Origin of the sequence: Streptomyces chilikensis, assembly GCF_001642695.1 — a bacterium.
In the GTDB taxonomy this organism is placed as follows: Bacteria; Actinomycetota; Actinomycetes; order Streptomycetales; family Streptomycetaceae; genus Streptomyces; species Streptomyces chilikensis.
Window position 1 is genome coordinate 2956851 of the sequence record NZ_LWCC02000005.1, and the last position, 20879, is coordinate 2977729.

A 20879-nucleotide genomic window follows, 5' to 3' on the forward strand; every position below is an offset into this window, starting at 1 on the left:
GGCCCGGCCCCCGGACGCGCGTGAGGCCCGGCCGGGGGCCGGGCCTCACGCGCGAGGGGGAGGGGCGGGTCAGCCGAGGGGCTTGCCCGGGAGCTCCACCTTCGCGCCGAGGTCGACGAGCTTGTCCATGAAGTTCTCGTAGCCGCGGTTGATGAGCTCGATCCCGTGGACCTTGGAGGTGCCCTCCGCCGCCAGCGCCGCGATCAGGTACGAGAACCCGCCCCGCAGGTCGGGGATGACCAGGTCCGCGCCCTGCAGCCGCGTGGGACCGGACACCACCGCGGAGTGCAGGAAGTTGCGCTGCCCGAACCGGCAGTGCGAGCCGCCCAGGCACTCCCGGTAGAGCTGGATGTGCGCGCCCATCTGGTTGAGCGCCGACGTGAAGCCGAGCCGCGACTCGTACACCGTCTCGTGGATGATCGACAGGCCGGTCGCCTGCGTCAGGGCGACGACCAGCGGCTGCTGCCAGTCGGTCTGGAAACCGGGGTGGACGTCCGTCTCCAGCGCGATCGACTTCAGCTCGCCGCCGGGGTGCCAGAAGCGGATGCCCTCGTCGTCGATCTCGAAGGCGCCGCCGACCTTGCGGTAGGTGTTGAGGAAGGTCATCATCGACCGCTGCTGCGCGCCGCGGACGTAGATGTTGCCGCGCGTGGCCAGCGCCGCGGAGGCCCAGGACGCCGCCTCCAGGCGGTCCGGCAGGGCGCGGTGCGTGTAGCCGTTGAGCTTGTCGACACCGGTGATCCGGATGGTCCGGTCGGTGTCCATGGCGATGATCGCGCCCATCTTCTGCAGCACGCAGATGAGGTCCTCGATCTCCGGCTCGACCGCCGCGTTGGAGAGTTCCGTCACACCCTCGGCCAGCACGGCCGTCAGCAGCACCTGCTCGGTGGCGCCCACCGACGGGTAGGGCAGCTTGATCTTGGTGCCGCGCAGCCGCTGCGGGGCCTCCAGGTACTGGCCGTCCGCGCGCTTCTCGATGCGCGCGCCGAACTGCCGCAGCACCTCGAAGTGGAAGTCGATCGGCCGGCCGCCGATGTCGCAGCCGCCCAGGCCCGGGATGAAGGCGTGGCCGAGGCGGTGCAGCAGCGGGCCGCAGAGCAGGATCGGGATCCGGGAGGAGCCGGCGTGCGCGTCGATGTCGGCGACGTTCGCGCTCTCCACGTGCGACGGGTCCATGACCAGCTCGCCCGGTTCCTCGCCTGGGCGGACCGTGACGCCGTGCAGCTGCAGCAGGCCCCGCACGACACGGACGTCGCGGATGTCGGGGACGTTGCGCAGCCGGCTCGGTCCGGAACCGAGGAGGGCGGCGACCATGGCCTTCGGTACGAGGTTCTTCGCACCGCGGACACGGATCTCGCCCTCGAGCGGGGTTCCGCCGTGGACAAGCAGGACATCGTCGTTGACGGTCATGAATCTCGCGTTCCGATCGGATGGGCAGTGAGCCGGATGGCCGTTTCTGGGGCGCGTCCGGAGAGCTAGCGTAATGGCCGACCGCCGCCTTGGGAGAAGTCCGCGGGTGGCGGCGGTCCGCAGGCCCCCCTTGGGTGATCGCCGAGGTGAACAGGGTGGAGCGGGGCGCGTACGGGGTGTCACCGGCCGGGGGACGTTCACCCTGGTACCCGCATCGGGGCTCCTCGCCACCGCCGGATGCGGAATCATGGCGGACATGACCGAGGTGTCCTCGCTCACAGGGCGGCTGCTCGTGGCCACGCCGGCGCTGGCGGACCCCCACTTCGCCCGGGCCGTGGTGCTGGTGCTCGACCACGACGGCCAGGGATCGCTGGGGGTCGTCCTCAACCGGCCCACGCCGGTCGGGGTGGCCGACATCCTGGACGACTGGGCGGACTGGACGGGCGAGCCGGGCGTCGTCTTCCAGGGCGGTCCGGTCTCGCCCGACTCCGCGCTGGGCGTCGCCGTGGTGCCCGGCGGCGCCGGCCCGGTGGGCTGGCGCCGGGTGCACGGCGCCATCGGCCTGGTCGACCTCGAGGCCCCGCCCGGGCTGCTGGGCGCGGCACTGGGCTCGCTGCGGATCTTCGCCGGGTACGCGGGGTGGGGGCCGGGCCAGCTCGAGGACGAACTCGCCGACGGCGCCTGGTACGTCGTGGAGTCCGAGCCGGGCGACGTCTCCTCGCCCGCCCCCGGGCGGCTGTGGCGGGACGTGCTGCGCCGCCAGCGCGGCGAACTGGCGATGATCGCGACCTATCCGGACGACCCGACCCTGAACTGACGCCGGGCGGCGGCGTCCGGCCCTGCCGTCACGGGCGGGCGTCCCGGTACTCTTGGCACCCATGAGCACTCTCGAGCCCGAGCGCGGCACCGGCACCGGCACGCTGGTCGAACCGACCCCGAAGACGTCGCACGGCGACGGCGACCACGAGCGCTTCGCCCACTACGTCCAGAAGGACAAGATCATGGCGAGCGCGCTGGACGGCACGCCCGTCGTGGCGCTCTGCGGCAAGGTCTGGGTGCCGGGCCGTGACCCGAAGAAGTACCCGGTGTGCCCGATGTGCAAGGAGATCTACGAGTCCATGGGCGCCGGCGGCGACGACCAGGGCGGCAAGGGCGGCAAGGGCGGCAAGTAGTCCGGCCCGCCAGGTGAGCAGCGGTGACGCCGGGCCCCGCCCCGGCGACGGTCCCGGTCTCCTGCCACTGCCCCGCTCCGCGGAGTTCCGCGGCGGGCGTGGCTTCGCGCTCGACGAACGCACCGCCTTGTGGGCGGCGCCCGGCACGGAGGGCGTCGCCCACTGGCTGCGTTCCGTCCTGGGCGCCGTGTACGCGCTGCCGCTCGCGCCCGGTCCCGCCGGGGGCGGGCCGCAGGCGTGCGGCGTGCGTCTGCTGCTCGACGACGCCCTGGCGCCCGAGGCCCACCGGCTGAGCGCGGACCCGGTCACCGGGGTGGAGATCCGCGGCGGCGGGCCGGCGGGCGTCTTCTGGGGCGCGCAGACGCTCCGTCAGCTGCTCGGACCCGACGCCTTCCGCCGCGCGCCGGTCCGGCCGGCGGCCGCCGTCGTGCCCGCGGTGCGGATCGAGGACGCCCCGCGCTTCCGCTGGCGCGGGCTGCTGCTCGACGTGGCGCGGCACTTCATGCCCAAGGACGGCGTGCTGCGCGTCGTCGACCTGATGGCCGCTCACAAGCTGAACGTCCTCCACCTCCACCTCACCGACGACCAGGGCTGGCGGATCGAGGTCCGCCGCCACCCGCGGCTCACCGAGGTGGGCGCGTGGCGTCCGCGCACCAAGCTGGGCCACCGGGCCTCGCCGCTGTGGGACGAGCGGCCGCACGGAGGCTTCTACACGCAGGACGACCTGCGGGAGATCGTCGCCTACGCGGCGGCGCGGCACGTCACCGTCGTGCCCGAGATCGACATCCCCGGCCACTCCCAGGCCGCGATCGCCGCCTACCCCGAGCTGGGGAACGCCGACGTGGTCGACACCGCCGCGCTCGGCGTCTGGGACACGTGGGGCGTCAGCCCGCACGTCCTCGCCCCCACCGAGCGGGTGGTGCGCTTCTACGAGGAGGTGCTGGAGGAGGTCCTGGAGATCTTCCCGTCGCCCTTCGTGCACATGGGCGGGGACGAGTGCCCCAAGGAGGAGTGGCGGGCCTCGGCGACCGCGCAGGCGCGGATCCGGGAGTTGGGCGCCGGCGACGAGGACGGGCTCCAGGCCTGGTTCACGGCCCACTTCGCGCGGTGGCTCGCCGGGCGGGGGCGGCGGATGGTCGGCTGGGACGAGGTCCTCGACGGAGGACGGCCGCTGCCGGAGGGGACGGTGGTGTCCTCCTGGCGCGGCTACGAGGGGGGCGTCGCGGCGGCGAGGGCGGGCCACGAGGTCGTCGTCTGCCCCGAGCAGCACGTGTACCTCGACCACCGGCAGGCGGCGGGGGACGGGGAGCCGGTGCCGCTCGGCTTCGTCCGCACGGTGGAGGACGTGCACGGCTTCGAGCCGGTGCCGGCGGAGCTGGACGCGCACCGCGACCGGGTGCTCGGTGTCCAGGCCAACCTCTGGACCGAGGTCGTGGAGGACGCGCGTCGCGCCGACTACCAGCTCTTCCCCCGCCTCGCGGCGTTCGCCGAGGTCGCCTGGTCCACCGGGCGCCAGGACTTCCCCGCCCGCCTCCGCGCCCACCTCCCCCGCCTCGGCGCCCTCGGCGTCGAGTACCGCCCTCCGGCCGGACCGCACCCCTGGCAGCGACGCCCCGGCCTGGTGGGCCGCCCCCTGCCGGGCCCGTGAACCCCGGGCCGGGCGGGCGGCCGCGCCCCTTTCGTCCGCGTCCGTCACCCGTGGGCGGTCCGGCGGTCCCGGGGGACGGAAGCGGCGGCCCGCGGGGGCGGGGGGCAGCGACAGGCGGCGATGATGATGTGCCAGAGTTGCCACGTCCGCCCTGTCAGCACGTACCGTACGGTCACGACGCCGTGGAACAGGCACAAGGCGGTTCCAGGCCGGGGGAAGCGGGAAGGGGCAAGCCGGTTTGACCACGCACACACCGCACGTGCCGCACGCGCCACACGCGCCGCAGGCGGTGGCCCTGCCCGCGTCACTGGACGAGGCCGTGGACGCGCTCGCCGCCACGCCCACCGCCGTCCCGGTCGCCGGCGGCACCGACCTGATGGCCGCCGTCAACTCCGGTCGCCTCCGTCCCTCCGCGCTCGTCGGCCTCGGCCGGATCGCCGAGATCCGCGGCTGGCAGTACCAGGACGGCCACGCCCTGCTCGGCGCCGGCCTCACCCACGCCCGCATGGGCCGCCCCGACTTCGCCGCGCTGATCCCCGGTCTCGCGGCCGCCGCCCGCACCGCGGGCCCGCCGCAGATCCGCAACGCCGGCACCCTCGGCGGCAACATCGCCTCCGCGGCGCCCACCGGCGACTCCCTGCCGGTGCTGGCCGCGCTGGAGGCCACGGTGATCGTGGCCGGTCCCGGCGGCGCCCGCCGCGAGGTGCCCGTCTCGCACCTGCTCGCCGGCGTGGAGATGCTGCGCGGCGGCGAACTGATCGGCTACGTCCGGGTCCCGCTGCTGCACGCCCCGCAGGTGTTCCTGAAGGCGACCGGCCGCACCGGCCCCGGCAGGGCCACCGCCTCGGTCGCCCTGGTCCTCGACCCCGGCCGCCGCGCGGTGCGCTGCGCGGTCGGCGCGGTCGCCCCGATGCCGCTGCGGCCGCTGGAGGCCGAGCAGTGGATCGCCGGCCTGATCGACTGGGACAACAGCCGGGCCCTGGTCCCGGACGCCGTCACCGCCTTCGGCGACTACGTGGCAGCCGCCTGCATCCCCGACCCGGCCCCCGCCGCGGACGGCTCCGTGCAGAAGCTGCCGCCCGCCGTCCAGCACCTGCGGCGCACCGTCGCCGCGCTGGCCCGACGAGCACTGGGGAGGGCTCTGTCGTGACCGACGAACAGCACGAGGGGCACGAGGGGAACGGGGCCCCGGGCGGCCCGAGCCGCTGGGACCCGCTGCCCCAGGGGGAGTACGACGACGGCGCCACCGCCTTCGTGGAACTGCCCGAGGGCGGCATCGACGCCCTGCTCGCCGCGCCCGGCCACGGCTTCGTGCCGCCGCGCATAACGGCGGTCCCGCACGCCGCGGAGACCGCGGACCCCGCGGCACCCCCAACGCCCGCCGCCTGGCACCAGCCGGACGCCCCCGCCGCGCCCCCGGCCGGCCCGCCCGGCCAGGAGGGCGCCGGCCAGTGGTCCGACGCCGCGGGCTACCCGGACGCCGGCTCCCAGTGGGGCCAGGGGGAGAGCCCGTACGACACCGCCCAGTGGGACTCCGCCCACACCGGCCACACCACCGGCGCCTGGGAGTCCGACCACGCCCAGGCCTGGGTCCCGCAGCAGCACGGGCCCGCCGACCCGGTGGAACCGCGGCCGGAGGCCGGCGGCGGGGACACCGTGGACGCGGTCCCGGCGGCGGAGGCGCCGTCGCCCGAGGGCGGGCATGACGTCCCCGGCGACGCCCCGCACGAGGCCGCGGACACCGCGGCCGGGGCGCCCGCGGCGGTCCCGGCGCCCGAACCGGCAGGGCCGGCCGAGGGGGCCGGAGGGCCGGGGGACGCCGAGGAGCCCGGCGGGCCCGGGTTCGAGGAGACCGGGCAGCCCGGGGAGCCCGGGGAGTCCGGGGAGGACGCCGGTGAGGAGCCGTCGCTCCACGCGCCCCTCCAGGACGACCGCCCCCTCGCCTCGTACGTGCTCCGGGTCAACGGCGTGGACCGCCCCGTCGCCGACGCGTGGCTCGGCGAGTCGCTGCTGTACGTGCTGCGCGAGCGGCTCGGCCTGGCCGGCGCCAAGGACGGCTGCTCGCAGGGCGAGTGCGGCGCCTGCAACGTGCAGGTGGACGGCCGGCTGGTCGCCTCCTGCCTGGTGCCCGCCGTGACCACGGCCGGCAGCGAGGTGCGCACGGTCGAGGGCCTGCCGGACGGGACCGGACAGCCCTCCGACGTGCAGCGCGCGCTGGCCCGCTGCGGCGCGGTGCAGTGCGGTTTCTGCATCCCCGGCATGGCGATGACCGTGCACGACCTGCTGGAGCGCAACCCCGCGCCGAGCCGCCTGGACGCCCGCACCGCGCTCAGCGGCAACCTGTGCCGCTGTTCCGGCTACGGCGGCGTGCTGGACGCCGTGGCCGAGGTCGTGGCCGAGCGCCGCGCCCGCCAGGCGGAGGCCGAACAGGACGACGGGCCGCCCCCTCGTGACGCCGGGGACGCCCCGGACACCGAATACGCCGACGACGCCGAGGACGGAGGCCACGCGTGAGCATCGACACCGTCACCGCCGCCGACGGGACCGGTCCCCTCCACGGCATCGGCGCGTCCGTCCCGCGCGACGACGTCGACGCCAAGATCGCCGGCACCTTCGCCTACGCCGCCGACCTGTGGGCCGAGGGCCTGCTGTGGGCCGCCGTGCTCCGCTCGCCGCACCCGCGCGCGCGGATCCTCTCCGTGGACACCACGCACGCCCGCGAGATGCCCGGCGTGCACGCCGTGATCACCGCCGAGGACGTGCCCGGCGAGGCGCTGTACGGGCGGGGCAGGGCCGACCGGCCGGTGTTCGCCTCCGAGGTCGTGCGCCACCACGGCGAGCCGATCGCCGCGGTCGCCGCCGACCACCCCGACACCGCGCGGATGGCCGCCGCCGCGGTGATCGTCGAGTACGAGGTCCTCGACCCGGTCACCGACCCCGAGTCCGCCTTCGAGGCCGAGCCGCTGCACCCCGACGGCAACCTGATCCGGCACATCCCGCTGCGCCACGGCGACCCGGAGGCGGCCGGCGAGATCGTGGTCGAGGGCACCTACCGGATCGGACGCCAGGACCCGGCCCCGGTCGGCGCGGAGGCCGGGCTGGCCGTGCCCCGGCCGGACGGCGGCGTCGAGTTCTACGTCGGCTCCACCGACCCGCACGCCCACCGCGACGCGGCCGCCGCCTGCTACGGGCTGGAGCCGGAGCGGGTCCGGGTCGTCGTCACCGGCGTGCCCGGCGCGGACGCCGACCGCGAGGACCCCGCCTTCCTGCTGCCGCTGGGACTGCTGGCGCTGCGCACCGGCTGCCCGGTGAAGCTGGCGGTGAGCCGCGAGGACTCCTTCATGGGCCACACCCACCGCCACCCGACGCTGCTGCGCTACCGGCACCACGCCGACGCGCAGGGGCGGCTGGTGAAGGTGGAGGCGCAGATCCTGCTGGACGGCGGCGCCTACGCGGACTCCTCCGCGGAGGCGCTGGCCGCCGCGGTCTCCTTCGCCTGCGGCCCGTACGTGGTGCCCCACGCGTTCGTCGAGGGCTGGGCGGTGCGCACCAACAACCCGCCGTCCGGGTACGTGCGCGGCGAGGGCGCCCTGCAGGTGTGCGCCGCGTACGAGGCGCAGATGGACAAGCTGGCCCGGAAGCTGGACCTCGACCCGGCCGAGCTGCGGGCCCGCAACGTGCTGGCCACCGGCGACGTGCTGCCCACCGGACAGTCCGTCACCTGCCCGGCCCCGGTCGCCGAACTGCTGGCCGCGGTGCGCGAGGCGCCGATGCCGGAGCTGCCCAAGGACACCCCGGTCGAGGAGTGGCTGCTGCCCGGCGGCCCGGAGGGGCCCGGCGACCCGTCGGCGGTGCGGCGCGGCGTCGGCTACGGCATCGGCATGGTGCACCTGCTGGGCGCGGAGGGCTCCGACGAGGTCGCCACCGCGACGGTGAAGGTGAAGGACGGCGTCGGCACGGTGCTGTGCGCGGCGGTCGAGTCCGGTCAGGGATTCGCCACGCTCGCCCGGCAGATCGTGCAGGAGGTCCTGGGCGTCGAGGACGTGGTCGTCGCCCCCGTGGACACCGACCAGCCGCCCGCCGGCGCGGGCAGCCGCGGCCGGCACACCTGGGTCTCGGCGGGCGCGGTGGAGCGGGCCGCGAAGATGGTCCGCACCCAGCTGCTGCAGCCGCTGGCCCACAAGTTCGGCATGTCCACCGAACTGCTGCAGATCGCCGAGGGGAAGATCACCTCGTACGACGGGGTGCTGTCGACCACGGTGGTCGAGGCGCTGGCCGGCAAGGAGCTCTGGGCCACCGCCCAGTGCCGCCCCCACCCGACCGAGCCGCTGGACGCGGACGGGCAGGGCGACGCCTACGTCGGGCTCGCGTTCTGCGCGGTGCGGGCGGTGGTCGACGTGGACGTGGAGATCGGCGCGGTGCGGGTGGTCGAGCTGGCGGTCGCGCAGGACGTGGGGCGGGTGCTGAACCCGGCGCAGCTGCGGGCGCGCATCGAGTCGGGCCTCACCCAGGGGGTGGGCATCGCCCTCACGGAGAACCTCCGCACGCAGCGGGGCGTGGTCCGTCACCCGGACCTCGCGGGGTACGCGCTGCCGACGGCGCTGGACGCGCCGGACGTGCGGGTGGTCCGGCTGGTCGAGGAGCGTGACGTGGTGGCCCCGTTCGGCGCCAAGTCCGTCTCGACGGTCCCCGTGGTCACCGCCCCCGCCGCCATCGCCTCGGCCGTGCGCGCCGCCACGGGCCGCCTCGTCAACCGCCTCCCCATCCGCCCCCAGGCCGCGGTCGTCACCGGGCAGTGACGGCCGCGCCCGCCGGGCGGGCGGGCGGGCGGGCGGGCGGAGGAGAACGCGCTTGCCCGCCGGGTTCGGGGCCGGGCACACTCGCCGGGTGGCGAAGCGTAAGCCTCACGACCGGCCGTTGCCCTGCCGGGTGTTCGCGGGAGTCTGCCGGTGGTGCGGGTCGGGTCTCCTGCGGGAGGCGCACGTGGTGGGCGTCCTGGTGGACGGTGACGGCAACGCGCGGTGTCCGGACAGCTGGTGGCCCGGAGGCGGGCACGATCCGGCCCGCTTCCCCGGAAGCCGCCGCCCCCGGTTCTCCTGACGGGGCGGCGTGGCAGGGCCCGGTGACCCGGTGACCCGGTGGACCGGTGGCGTGAACGACGCCGCGCCCCGCCGGATTCAGGTCCGGCGGGGCGCGGCGCGGTGGAGACCGCGGCGGGATTCGAACCCGCGTGCCTGGATTTGCAGTCCAGTCCCTGAGCCACTCGGGCACGCGGTCCTGGTGGCGACGTCCATGACGCTACGGGCCCCGGGCGACGGGCCTCAAGGGATCGGGCGCGGCCGCAACACGACTGCCATGTTCCGTACACGAACGGGGAGGACGGGAAGCCGGAGGAGGACAGGAGCCACCGTCGGACTCGCCCCTTACGCTTGCGGCATGACCAGCCGCCCCCTCGACTCCTCGCGCGACGCCGACGTCGCCCCGGACCCGCTCGACACCCGCCCCGAGGAGTCGGTCCTCGGCCGCTCCCACCGCGCGCTCAGCATCGGCATCGTCTCCGTCGTCCTGCTGATCGCCTTCGAGGCCACCGCCGTCGGCACCGCGATGCCGGTCGCCGCCCGCGAGCTGAACGGCGTGGCGTCCTACGCCTTCGCGTTCTCCGCGTTCTTCACCACCAGCCTCTTCGGCATGGTGGTGGCGGGGCAGTGGGCCGACCGCCGGGGCCCGCTCGGCCCGGTGACCCTCGGCATCCTCTCCTTCGGCGCGGGCCTCGTGGTGTCCGGGCTGGCCGGGACGATGTGGGTGTTCGTGCTCGGCCGGGCGGTGCAGGGTCTCGGCGGCGGACTGGTGATCGTCGCGCTCTACGTGGTGATCGGCCGGGCCTACCCGGAGCGGCTGCGGCCCTCCATCATGGCCGCGTTCGCGGCGAGTTGGGTGGTGCCCTCGGTGGTCGGGCCGCTGGTCTCCGGCACCGTCACCGAACAGCTCGGCTGGCGCTGGGTGTTCCTCGGCATCCCGGTGATCGTGCTCCTCCCGCTGGCCCTGGCGCTGCCGGAGATCCGCCGGCGCGCCTCGGGCCCGACCGAGGAGGGCGCCTCCCGGGCCGCCGACCCGCGCCGCATCCGCCTCGCCCTGGCCGTCTCGCTCGGCGCGGGCCTCTTCCAGTACGCCGCGCAGGACCTGCGCTGGCTCTCGGTCGTCCCCGCCGCCCTGGGCCTCGCCCTGCTGGTCCCGGCGGTCCTCGGCCTGCTCCCGCCGGGCACCTGGCGCTCGGCGCGCGGCCTGCCCTCCGTGGTGCTGCTGCGCGGTGTGGCCTCCGGCGCGTTCATCGGGGCCGAATCGTTCATCCCGCTGATGCTGGTCACCGAGCGGGGCCTTTCGCCCACCTGGGCCGGGTACTCCTTGGCGGCGGGCGGCCTCACCTGGGCCGCCGGATCCTGGGTGCAGTCCCGTCCCCGCTTCGAGCGGCACCGGGAGCGGCTGGTCACCTTCGGCATGACGCTGGTGGTCCTCGCCATCGCGGGCGTCCCCGCGGTGCTGGTCGAGACCGTGCCGGTGTGGACGGTGGCCGTGGTGTGGGCGTTCGGCTGCTTCGGCATGGGCCTGGTCATCGCCTCCACCAGCGTCCTGCTGCTGAAGCTGTCCCCGCCGCACGAGGCCGGCGCCAACTCGGCCGCGCTGCAGATCTCGGACGGCCTGGCCAACGCCCTCCTCCTCGCCGTGGCGGGCGCCGCCTTCGCCACCCTCGGCGGCGGCACGGTCGCCCACGCCGCCGCCGCGTCCGGCGGTTCCCACCCGGCCGCCTTCGCCGCCGTCTTCGCCATCGCCGCCCTCCTCGCCCTCGGCGGCATCCAGGTCACCCGCCGCCTGCGGGCCTGAGGGCAGGCGGCCGGACTCCGGGCGGTCCGCCTCCCGGCGGCCCTGGCCCGGGCGCCGGGTTCAGGGCGCCGGGATCAGGGCGCCGGGTTCAGGCCGCCGGGCCAGGGCGTGATCAGCGGTCCGAGCCCTGCGGCCCGCCCTCGGCCTCGCTCCCGTCCCCGGTGAAGAGGTCGTCCTCCGAGGAGGCGGTGACGGCCCGGTCGAACCAGCGGGTGAGGGTGTCGAGGTCGGTGCAGGAGACGATCCGTTCCCGTGTCTCGGGCCGGATCTGCAGCATCCGCTGATCGAGCAGCCGCAGGATCATCCGGGCCTGTCCTTCCGCCTGCCCCTCGGCCTGTCCTTCCGCCCGGCCTTCCAGGTAGGCCGTCTCACGGACGGTGCCGCGGCCGGGGAAGTAGGTGACGAAGCCCATGAGTTCCCTCCACTTGTCTCCTGCGGGAGTGTTCCCCAGGGTGACGTCCAAGAAGTCGTTGAAGAAGACGGCCTCGGCCTCGTCATGGGACTGCAGGCCTCGGACGAGTGCGTCCAGTATGGCGTCGATGTCCGGGTCCCGGGCGTGTGCCAGGGCCGAGAAAGCGGCCATCGCGGGCATCCGCGCGGCGTCCCGGGGGCTGGTGATCGGCGGCAGGTTGTGCGGGCCGGCGACCAGCGGCAGGTCCGGCAGGCGGGGGCGGCGTACGCCGAGGCCCACGCGGAGCTGCTGCGCAGGCTGGGGGAGTGACGATGAGGCACCTCACCACCGAGGACGTCCTGGCGCTCGCCGCGCTCGGCTGCGGAGGCCAGGAGATCGCCGTCCGGGACGGCAACCTGCTCGCCTCCGCCGTGCAGCGGCCCCGGTCGCGGATGTTCGGGACGGAGGCGTACCCGGAGCTCTGGGAGAAGGCCGCCGCGCTGCTGCACGGACTGGCGCGCAACCACCCCCTGGTCGACGGCAACAAGCGCCAGGCGTGGATGGCCACCGCCGTGTTCCTGCACCTCAACGGCGTGCCGATGTTCCACGTCGACCAGGACGCCGCGTACGCGCTGGTCGTCGAGGTGGCCTCCGGCGTGACCGGCGACGTCGACGTGATCGCCTCGCGGCTGCGCGAGCTGCAGGGCGCGGTGTGAGGTCGGTCCCATCGGGGGCGGGCGCGGTGTGGTAGCGGCGGGGCGGCGGCCGGGCCACCGATAAGGTTGCTCGGTCGTCCTCGCGCAACCGATCCTGCGAACCGGAGACCGTGACTACTTCCGCCGGATACAGCGTCCCCGCCCCCTCCACGCACCTGTCGCCCGCCTTCCCCGGCCGAGCCCCCTGGGGCACCGCCGGCAAGCTGCGCGCCTGGCAGCAGGGGGCTCTGCAGAAGTACATCGAGGAGCAGCCCCGCGACTTCCTCGCGGTGGCCACCCCCGGCGCCGGCAAGACGACCTTCGCCCTCACCCTGGCGTCCTGGCTGCTGCACCACCACGTGGTCCAGCAGGTCACCGTGGTGGCGCCCACCGAGCACCTGAAGAAGCAGTGGGCGGAGGCCGCCGCACGGATAGGCATCAAGCTCGACCCCGAGTACAGCGCGGGCCCGCTGGGCCGCGAGTACGACGGCGTCGCCGTCACCTACGCCGGTGTCGGCGTGCGCCCCATGCTGCACCGCAACCGCGTCGAGCAGCGCAAGACCCTGGTGATCCTGGACGAGATCCACCACGCCGGCGACTCCAAGTCCTGGGGCGAGGCCTGCCTGGAGGCGTTCGAGCCGGCCACCCGGCGGCTCGCGCTGACCGGTACGCCGTTCCGCTCGGACACCAACCCGATCCCGTTCGTCACCTACGAGGAGGGCCAGGACGGGATCCGCCGCTCCTCCGCCGACTACACCTACGGCTACGGCTCCGCCCTCGGCGACGGCGTCGTCCGTCCGGTGATCTTCCTGTCGTACAGCGGCAACATGCGCTGGCGCACCAAGGCGGGCGACGAGATCGCCGCGCGGCTCGGCGAGCCGATGACCAAGGACGCGGTCAGCCAGGCGTGGCGGACCGCGCTGGACCCCAAGGGCGAGTGGATGCCCGCGGTGCTGCGCGCCGCCGACCAGCGGCTCACCGAGGTCCGCAAGGCCATTCCCGACGCCGGCGCCCTGGTGATCGCCACCGACCAGGAGTCGGCCCGCGCCTACGCCAAGCTGATCCGCGACATCACCGGCGAGAAGGCCACCCTCGTCCTCTCCGACGACACCGGCGCGTCCAGGCGGATCGACGAGTTCAGCCAGAGCCAGGAACGGTGGATGGTCGCCGTCCGCATGGTGTCCGAGGGCGTCGACGTCCCGCGCCTGGCGGTCGGCGTGTACGCCACCACCATCTCCACGCCGCTGTTCTTCGCCCAGGCGGTGGGCCGTTTCGTGCGTTCGCGGCGTCGCGGCGAGACCGCCTCGGTGTTCCTGCCGACCGTGCCCGACCTGCTCACCTTCGCCAACGAGATGGAGGTGGAACGCGACCACGCCCTCGACCGGCCGAAGAAGCACGGCGAGGAGGACCCGTACGCCGAGTCCGAGAAGGAGATGGCGGAGGCCAACAAGGAGCAGGACGAGGACACCGGCGAGCAGGACATGCTGCCCTTCGAGGCGCTGGAGTCCGACGCGGTGTTCGACCGCGTGCTGTACGACGGGGCCGAGTTCGGGATGCAGGCCCACCCGGGCAGCGAGGAGGAGCAGGACTACCTCGGCATCCCCGGGCTGCTGGAGCCGGACCAGGTCCAGCTGCTGCTCCAGAAGCGCCAGCAGCGGCAGATCGCGCACAGCCGCAGGAAGCCGTCGGAGGAGGCCGACCTGCTGGAGCTGCCGGCGGACCGGCGGCCGGTGGTCAGCCACAAGGAGATGATGGAGATGCGGCGGCAGCTCAACAACCTCGTCGGCGCGTACGTCCACCAGAGCGGGAAGCCGCACGGGGTCATCCACACCGAGCTGCGGCGCGTCTGCGGCGGGCCGCCCGCCGCCGAGGCCACCGCCGGCCAGCTCCAGGCGCGCATCGCCAAGGTCCAGGAGTGGGCCACGCGCATGCGGTGACCTCGTCCCGCCCCCGCCCGGCGGGGGGCGAGGGGTCAGCCGAGGGCCTCGGCGACCTCGCGGGCCGCTTCGACGACCCGGGGGCCCACCCGCTCCGGCACCGCGTCGGAGAGCATCACGACGCCGACGCTGCCCTCCACCCCCGTCACGCCCAGCAGCGGCGCCGCCGCCGCGCACGTCCCGGTGTCGCCCTCCCCGCGGACCAGCGTGAACCCGGGGTCCGCCTCGCGCCGGGCGGCGAGGATGGCCCGCCCGGCCGCGCCCTGCTCCAGCCGGTGCCGGTGCCCCGGGCGGTGGGCCACGTGGAAGTCCGTCCAGGTGGGCTCCGCCACCGCGACCGTCAGCGCCTCGGCGCCGTCGACCAGGGTGAGGTGGGCGGTCGCCCCGATGTCCTCGGCCAGGGAACGCAGCGCCGGCAGGGCCGCCTCGCGGACCAGCGGGTGGACCTGGCGGCCCAGGCGCAGCACGCCCAGCCCCACCCGCGCCCGCCCGCCGAGGTCGCGGCGTATCAGCGAGTGCTGCTCCAGCGTGGCGAGCAGGCGGTACACCACCGTCCGGTTGACCCCGAGCCGCTGCGACAGCTCGGTGACGGTCAGGCCGTGATCGGTGTCGGCGAGGAGCTTGAGGACACGCAGTCCCCGGTCCAGGGTCTGGGAGGTCTCCGCGGTCACGACGCCCACTCCTTCGTTGGTGAGCTCGGCGGCCGGCGCCGGCAGGCGGAATTCGTGAGGATCACGCGCCGGGGCGACGCTGCCACGGGCCGTGTTGGTGGGCGCGAGAGTAGCGAAACCGGTCCGCTGAGCGGAAGATGCCGTCCAGAATCCGGGCAGGCGCGCCCGGACCGGCACCGCGGCGGCCCGGACCGCCCTCCCGCCCGGCCCGGTGGCGCCGCCGAACGGCCCGCCCCCGTCCGCCGCCGGGCGTCGGCCACGGCCCCGCCCGGGGGCGTCGTACGGGCCGCCGCCGCCCGGCGGTCCGCCGGCGGAGTCCGCGCCGCCGCCCGCGCCGCCGCCGGTCGGCGGGCGCTTGCGGAACGGGTCGTCGTCGTCCGGGGGCGGCGGGGGCGGGGCTTCGCTGCTCATGGCCCGAGTCGACCGCGCCCGCGTGGCGCCCGCATCCGGCGGGGGCCCGTCCGGGGGAGGCGGCCGCACCGGGCGGGCGGGCGGACGGGGCCGTTAGATTGACCCCGTGCTCTCTCGTCTCTCACGCCCCCGGGCCGCCGCCCTCTGCGCCCTGCCCGTCGTCGCACTGGTCGCGGTCGCCGCGCTCGCCCCGCTGCCGTTCACGGTGGCGCGGCCCGGAATGACCGCGGACGTCCTCGGCGAGCGGGACGGCAAGCCGGTGATCTCCGTCGAGGGCGCCCGCACGGCGCCGGTCGACGGGCAGCTGCGGATGACCACGATCGAGGCGACCGGTCCGGACGCCGACGTCCGCCTCGCCGACGTGGTCGACGGGTGGTTCCGGACCGACGAGGCGGTCATGCCGACGGACTCGGTCTACCCGAGCGGGGACGACGTCGACGAGATCGAGCGGTACAACGCCGAGCAGATGCGGCAGTCGCAGGACGACGCGACCGAGGCGGCGCTCGGATACCTGGGGCGCGACCCGGAGGAGGTGAAGGTCACGCTGCGGCTGGCGGACGTGGGCGGGCCGAGCGCGGGGCTGCTGTTCTCGCTGGGGATCGTCGAGAAGCTGGGCACGGACCTGGCGGGGGACGCGGTGGTCGCCGGGACGGGCACGATCTCGCCCGAGGGTGCGGTGGGGACGGTGGGGGGCGTCGCGTTGAAGACGCGCGCCGCGGCGAGGGACGGGGCGACGGTGTTCCTGGTCCCCCGCGCCGAGTGCCGCGACGCCCTCTCCGAGCTTCCCGAGGGCCTCCGCCTGATCCCGGTCACCTCCCTCAGGGGCGCGGTCACCTCCCTGGAGGCCCTGCGCACCGGCAAGGGCGACGTCCCCTCCTGCTGACCGCGCCGCGGACGGCGCGGTCGGCCGTGGGACCGGACCGGCCCTACGCCGTGGCTCCGGTCACCGCCCCGGCCTCCCGGCCCGGGAGCCGCGCCGCCTGCTCCACCAGCGGTATGACGCGGAGCGGGACCGCGTTCTCCATCACGATGGCCGTCGACGCGCGGACGATGCCGTCGAAGCCGACGACGAGGTCGATCACCCGCTGCAGGTCCGCGTTGGAGCGGGCGACCAGCCGGCACAGCATGTCCCCGCTCCCCGTGGTGGTGTGGAGCTCCAGGACCTCCGGGACGGAGGCCAGGTGCGCCCGCACCGCCGCCCCGCTGCCCTGCCGGATCTGCAGCGTGGCGAACGCGGTCACCGGATAGCCCAGCGCCGCGGGGTCCACGTCGGGGCCGAACCCGCGGATCACGCCCCGCGCCTGGAGCCGGTCCAGCCGCGCCTGCACCGTGCCGCGGGCCACGCCGAGCCGGCGGGACATCTCCAGCACCCCCAGCCTCGGCTCCCTCGCCAGCAGCGCGATGATGCGCCCGTCCAGACTGTCGATCCCCATGGGCCGCCCCCAGCGATGGTCATCCTGTACAGATCCGCCGCCGTGGCGGCTCCACGACTGTGCAACCTGCGCAGCGAAAAAGCCATGGATTGCGCACCTTGCGGTTCGGGGTGACCCTGCCCACATGACGCAGACCACACACAACGTTCCTGACACCGCCCGGCAGGCCGACCCCTTCCCGGTCAAGGGAATGGACGCGGTCGTCTTCGCCGTGGGCAACGCCAAGCAAGCCGCCCACTACTACTCCACCGCCTTCGGCATGCGCCTGGTGGCCTACGCCGGGCCGGAGAACGGATCCCGCGAGACCGCCAGCTACGTCCTGGAGAACGGCTCCGCGCGGTTCGTGTTCACCTCGGTGATCAAGCCGTCCACCGACTGGGGCCGCTTCCTCGCCGGTCACGTCGCCGAGCACGGCGACGGCGTCATCGACCTCGCCCTGGAGGTCCCGGACGCCCGCGCCGCCTACGCCTACGCCATCGAGCACGGCGCCCGTTCGGTCGCGGAGCCGTACGAGACGAAGGACGAGCACGGCACCGTCGTGATCGCCGCCATCGCCACCTACGGCGAGACCCGGCACACGCTGGTCGAGCGCAGCGGGTACGACGGGCCGTACCTGCCGGGCTACCAGGCCGCCGCGCCGATGGTGGAGCCGCCGGCGGAGCGCACCTTCCAGGCGATCGACCACTGCGTGGGCAACGTGGAGCTCGGCCGGATGGACGAGTGGACCGAGTTCTACCGCCGGGTCATGGGCTTCACCAACATGAAGGAGTTCATCGGCGACGACATCGCCACCGAGTACTCCGCGCTGATGTCCAAGGTGGTCGCGGACGGCACGCTGAAGGTCAAGTTCCCGATCAACGAGCCGGCGATCGCGAAGAAGAAGTCGCAGATCGACGAGTACCTCGAGTTCTACGGCGGCCCGGGCGTGCAGCACATCGCGCTCAACACCAACGACATCGTCCGCACCGTGCGGACGATGCGGGCGGCGGGCGTCGAGTTCCTCGACACCCCGGACTCGTACTACGACACCCTCGGCGAGTGGGCCGGGGAGACCCGGGTCCCGGTGGAGACCCTGCGCGAGCTGAAGATCCTGGTGGACCGCGACGAGGACGGCTACCTGCTGCAGATCTTCACCAAGCCGGTCCAGGACAGGCCGACGGTCTTCTTCGAGATGATCGAGCGGCACGGCTCCATGGGCTTCGGCAAGGGCAACTTCAAGGCGCTCTTCGAGGCCATCGAGCGCGAGCAGGCCCGCCGCGGCAACCTCTGACGCCGACGGCGCCGAACCGGAGGGGCGCTCCGCCAGGACGGCGGGGCGCCCCTTCGGCGTCAGTCCCCGGCGACGAAGGTGTGCGCCGCCTTGTCGTGCCACGCCTGCCGCCAGGGGCGGTCGACCAGCGCCCAGAGGTGGCCGATCACCCCGATCACCAGCAGCGTCGGCAGCGTCCCCACCGCCCACCGCAGCAGCGAGCCGCCGAACGACGGCGGTTCGTGGCCCTCGATGTCGCGGACCTGGAGGCCGAGCGCCTTCTTGCCCGGCGTCCGTCCGGTCCGCGACGTCGGCAGCACCTCCAGCAGCACGCCCGCGATCAGCAGCACGCCGAGCACGACGGCCAGGTGGACCCCGGTGGTGCCGTCCACCAGCCAGACGGTGACCTTCTCCCCGGAGAGCCGGGCGGCCTCCATCTTCTCCTCGACGTGTTCCCACGCCCGCATGCCCAGCGGAACCGCCGCCACCGAGGTGACCGCCCCGACCAGCAGGGCGTCGATCAGCCGCGCCGCGATCCGCCGGCCCAGCGCCGCCGGACGGGCCGACGCCTGACGCCGGGCGGCCGCGGTGAACGGGTCCTCCGTCACCGGCTTCCACGGGGCCGGGGCCGGGGCGGGCACCGGAGCGGGAGCAGGAGCCGGAACGGGCGCCGGGGCGGGCTGCCGCTGCCCGGCCGCGGCGGCCGACGGGTCCGCCGGATGCCCGGCCTGATGCGGCCACGGGGCGGCCGCGGCCGGGTACGGCGCCGGAGCGGGCATCGGGACCGGGCGCCGAACGGCCCGCCCCCGTCCGCCGCCGGGCGTCGGCCACGGCCCCGCCCGGGCGCCGGCCGGGGCCCGGGCGCGTCTCGGCCGCCTCCGTCCGCGCGTCGGCCGCGCGAGGGTTCCCCCGCCGTGCGCCCGCTGCCACCCTGGCCCCATGAGCCGTGACCTGATCACCCGACTCCTGGACGGCCTCCCCGAGGACGCCGTCCTGACCGACCCCGACGTCACCGCCTCCTACGCCAACGACATGGCGAGCTTCTGCCCGGCCGGCACCCCCGCCGTCGTGGTCCTGCCGCGCACCACCGGACAGGTCCAGCACGTGATGCGCACCGCCACCGAACTGCGCGTCCCGGTGGTGCCGCAGGGCGCCCGGTCCGGACTCTCCGGAGCGGCCAACGCCACCGACGGGTGCATCGTGCTCTCCCTGATCAGGATGGACCGCATCCTGGAGATCAACGCGGTCGACCGGTACGCGGTCGTCGAGCCCGGCGTGATCAACGCCGACCTCTCCCGCGCGGTCGGGGAGCAGGGCCTGTGCTACCCGCCGGATCCCTCCAGCTGGGAGATGTGCACCATCGGCGGCAACATCGGCACCGCCTCCGGCGGCCTGTGCTGCGTCAAGTACGGGGTGACCGCGGAGTACGTCCTCGGGCTCGAGGTCGTGCTCGCCGACGGCCGCCTGCTGACCACCGGACGCCGCACCGCCAAGGGCGTCGCCGGCTACGACCTGACCCGTCTCTTCGTCGGCTCCGAGGGGACGCTGGGCGTGGTCGTCCGGGCGGTCCTGGCGCTCAGGCCCAAGCCGCCGCGGCAGCTGGTGCTGGCCGCCGAGTTCGCCTCCGCGGCGGCCGCCTGCGACGCCGTCTGCCGGATCATGGAGGGCGGACACGTCCCCTCGCTGCTGGAGCTGATGGACCGCACCACGCTCAAGGCGGTCAACGACCTGACCAGGATGGGGCTCCCGGAGGAGACCGGGGCGCTGCTGCTCGCCGCCTTCGACACCGGCGACCCGTCCGCCGACCTGGCCGCCGTGGGCGCCCTGTGCGAGACCGCCGGCGCCACCCGGGTGGTGCCCGCCGAGACCCCGGCCGAGTCCGAACTGCTGCTGCAGGCACGGCGGTCGAGCCTGATCGCGCTGGAGGCGGTGAAGGGCACCACGATGATCGACGACGTGTGCGTGCCCCGCTCCCGGCTCGCCGAGATGCTGGAGGGCGTCGAGCGCATCGCCTCCAAGTTCCGGCTCACCATCGGCGTCTGCGCCCACGCGGGCGACGGCAACACGCACCCCACCGTCTGCTTCGACGCCGCCGACCCCGAGGAGTCGCGGCGCGCCCGGGAGTCGTTCGACGAGATCATGGCGCTGGGGCTGGAGCTCGGCGGGACCATCACCGGTGAGCACGGCGTCGGCGTGCTCAAGAAGGAGTGGCTGGCCCGCGAGGCGGGCCCGGTCGGCATGGAACTCCAGCGGGCCGTCAAGGACGCCTTCGACCCGCACGGGCTGCTCAACCCCGGGAAGCTGTTCTGAACGTGCCCCGGGCTCACTCCAGGGCGAGCAGCTCGGCCAGCGGGCCGTCCAGGTCGAGCAGCTCGCCCTCCCGCCCCCGGGGCACCGCCCGCAGGGTGTGCGCCAGCCAGCCGGACACCTCCTCCGCCGGGGTCTCCAGCAGCGCGTCGCCGCACGGCGAGGAGAGCGCCAGCAGCACCACCGGGGCGCCCCCCTCCACGCCGCGCCCCGGCCACACCCGGACGTCACCCTGCCCGCACGGCCGGAACCGGCCCTCCAGCAGCAGGTCGCGGGCGAACGACCAGTGCACCGGCCGCTCGGCGCCGGAGTGGAAGGCGACGTGCACGGCGAACGGGTCGTCGGTGGCGTACCGCAGCCGGGCGACGACCGGCGCGTACCGGTCCCACGACATGATCATCTTCATGGTCAGCTCTCGTTCCACCACGGTGCGCATGATGGGCTCCTCTCCCGACGACGGTGCGTCCCTGTGGAAGGAGAGGGCCGTGCGCCCCGGGCATTACGCGACTCGCGGACACTTTCCCCCGCGCCCGCGCCGCGCCTCCTTCACCTCCCAAGGGACCACCGATCCGGGTGAACCCGCAGCGGAGATCAACCCGTTCGGGGCCCGTACGGCCGGACGGGCGGTGCCGGGTGCGCCGTTCTGGTATGTGTGGGTAACCCCGATTCGAATCCC

The 20879-nt window shown here is 74.9% G+C and carries 19 protein-coding genes and 1 tRNA gene; 13 read left to right on the forward strand and 7 right to left on the reverse strand.

The window, feature by feature from the left end:
- Positions 1–69: 69 nt before the first annotated feature.
- A complete protein-coding gene (gene murA / locus A2U95_RS13210) occupies positions 70–1410 on the reverse strand; it encodes a UDP-N-acetylglucosamine 1-carboxyvinyltransferase (RefSeq protein WP_166022309.1) in 1341 nt (446 codons plus the stop codon).
- A 256-nt stretch (positions 1411–1666) separates the two neighbouring features.
- Between murA and A2U95_RS13215 the strand changes: the two genes are divergently transcribed.
- The 7 genes from A2U95_RS13215 to A2U95_RS13245 all read left to right on the forward strand — a co-directional run bounded on the left by A2U95_RS13215 (position 1667) and on the right by A2U95_RS13245 (position 9330).
- Complete coding sequence (locus A2U95_RS13215; RefSeq protein ID WP_166022310.1) at positions 1667–2227, forward strand: YqgE/AlgH family protein; 561 nt, start codon at positions 1667–1669, stop codon at positions 2225–2227.
- Positions 2228–2288: 61 nt separating this feature from the next.
- Complete coding sequence (locus A2U95_RS13220; RefSeq protein WP_151775131.1) at positions 2289–2582, forward strand: DUF3039 domain-containing protein; 294 nt, start codon at positions 2289–2291, stop codon at positions 2580–2582.
- A gap of 13 nt (positions 2583–2595) precedes the next feature.
- Entirely contained in the window at positions 2596–4230 is a 1635-nt protein-coding gene (locus A2U95_RS13225; protein WP_420856991.1) for a beta-N-acetylhexosaminidase, read from the forward strand.
- 238 nt (positions 4231–4468) lie between these two features.
- On the forward strand, positions 4469–5380 hold the full coding sequence (locus A2U95_RS13230) for an FAD binding domain-containing protein (RefSeq protein ID WP_240957307.1): 912 nt from the start codon (positions 4469–4471) through the stop codon (positions 5378–5380).
- Positions 5377–6744 carry a 2Fe-2S iron-sulfur cluster-binding protein gene (locus A2U95_RS13235; protein WP_166022311.1) on the forward strand — a complete coding sequence of 456 codons (1368 nt, stop codon included), beginning with the start codon at positions 5377–5379 and terminating at the stop codon, positions 6742–6744. The genes A2U95_RS13230 and A2U95_RS13235 overlap by 4 nt, the downstream gene beginning before the upstream one ends.
- On the forward strand, positions 6741–9029 hold the full coding sequence (locus A2U95_RS13240) for a xanthine dehydrogenase family protein molybdopterin-binding subunit (RefSeq protein WP_166022312.1): 2289 nt from the start codon (positions 6741–6743) through the stop codon (positions 9027–9029). The genes A2U95_RS13235 and A2U95_RS13240 overlap by 4 nt, the downstream gene beginning before the upstream one ends.
- Positions 9030–9117: 88 nt before the next feature.
- Positions 9118–9330: a hypothetical protein gene (locus tag A2U95_RS13245; RefSeq protein WP_166022313.1), complete on the forward strand. Its 213-nt coding sequence runs from the start codon at positions 9118–9120 to the stop codon at positions 9328–9330.
- 102 nt (positions 9331–9432) lie between these two features.
- On the opposite strand, the gene A2U95_RS13250 is transcribed toward A2U95_RS13245, so the two are convergent.
- Positions 9433–9507 (reverse strand) — tRNA-Cys (locus tag A2U95_RS13250).
- Positions 9508–9666: 159 nt separating this feature from the next.
- Between A2U95_RS13250 and A2U95_RS13255 the strand changes: the two genes are divergently transcribed.
- A complete protein-coding gene (locus A2U95_RS13255) occupies positions 9667–11109 on the forward strand; it encodes an MFS transporter (protein WP_166022314.1) in 1443 nt (480 codons plus the stop codon).
- Between the two features lie 112 nt (positions 11110–11221).
- Here A2U95_RS13255 and A2U95_RS13260 read toward each other — a convergent pair whose 3' ends face one another.
- A complete protein-coding gene (locus A2U95_RS13260) occupies positions 11222–11800 on the reverse strand; it encodes a hypothetical protein (protein ID WP_166022315.1) in 579 nt (192 codons plus the stop codon).
- 32 nt (positions 11801–11832) lie between these two features.
- Here A2U95_RS13260 and A2U95_RS13265 point away from each other — a divergent pair, with 32 nt between their 5' ends.
- Both A2U95_RS13265 and A2U95_RS13270 read left to right on the forward strand, forming a co-directional pair.
- Positions 11833–12216 carry a type II toxin-antitoxin system death-on-curing family toxin gene (locus A2U95_RS13265; protein ID WP_166022316.1) on the forward strand — a complete coding sequence of 128 codons (384 nt, stop codon included), beginning with the start codon at positions 11833–11835 and terminating at the stop codon, positions 12214–12216.
- A 110-nt stretch (positions 12217–12326) separates the two neighbouring features.
- Positions 12327–14132 carry a DEAD/DEAH box helicase gene (locus A2U95_RS13270; RefSeq protein ID WP_166022317.1) on the forward strand — a complete coding sequence of 602 codons (1806 nt, stop codon included), beginning with the start codon at positions 12327–12329 and terminating at the stop codon, positions 14130–14132.
- Positions 14133–14167: 35 nt separating this feature from the next.
- Here A2U95_RS13270 and A2U95_RS13275 read toward each other — a convergent pair whose 3' ends face one another.
- On the reverse strand, positions 14168–14803 hold the full coding sequence (locus A2U95_RS13275; protein WP_151775123.1) for an IclR family transcriptional regulator: 636 nt from the start codon (positions 14801–14803) through the stop codon (positions 14168–14170).
- A gap of 517 nt (positions 14804–15320) precedes the next feature.
- Here A2U95_RS13275 and A2U95_RS13280 point away from each other — a divergent pair.
- Entirely contained in the window at positions 15321–16097 is a 777-nt protein-coding gene (locus A2U95_RS13280; protein WP_166022318.1) for a S16 family serine protease, read from the forward strand.
- Between the two features lie 43 nt (positions 16098–16140).
- On the opposite strand, the gene A2U95_RS13285 is transcribed toward A2U95_RS13280, so the two are convergent.
- A complete protein-coding gene (locus tag A2U95_RS13285) occupies positions 16141–16647 on the reverse strand; it encodes an Lrp/AsnC family transcriptional regulator (RefSeq protein WP_166022319.1) in 507 nt (168 codons plus the stop codon).
- Between the two features lie 124 nt (positions 16648–16771).
- Here A2U95_RS13285 and hppD point away from each other — a divergent pair, with 124 nt between their 5' ends.
- Positions 16772–17917: a 4-hydroxyphenylpyruvate dioxygenase gene (gene hppD, locus A2U95_RS13290; protein WP_166022320.1), complete on the forward strand. Its 1146-nt coding sequence runs from the start codon at positions 16772–16774 to the stop codon at positions 17915–17917.
- Positions 17918–17976: 59 nt separating this feature from the next.
- On the opposite strand, the gene A2U95_RS32675 is transcribed toward hppD, so the two are convergent.
- Entirely contained in the window at positions 17977–18504 is a 528-nt protein-coding gene (locus tag A2U95_RS32675; protein WP_338104461.1) for an RDD family protein, read from the reverse strand.
- Positions 18505–18835: 331 nt separating this feature from the next.
- Here A2U95_RS32675 and A2U95_RS13300 point away from each other — a divergent pair, with 331 nt between their 5' ends.
- A complete protein-coding gene (locus A2U95_RS13300) occupies positions 18836–20206 on the forward strand; it encodes an FAD-binding oxidoreductase (protein WP_166022322.1) in 1371 nt (456 codons plus the stop codon).
- A gap of 13 nt (positions 20207–20219) precedes the next feature.
- Here A2U95_RS13300 and A2U95_RS13305 read toward each other — a convergent pair whose 3' ends face one another.
- Complete coding sequence (locus A2U95_RS13305) at positions 20220–20642, reverse strand: SsgA family sporulation/cell division regulator (RefSeq protein ID WP_166025162.1); 423 nt, start codon at positions 20640–20642, stop codon at positions 20220–20222.
- Positions 20643–20879 lie beyond the last annotated feature (237 nt).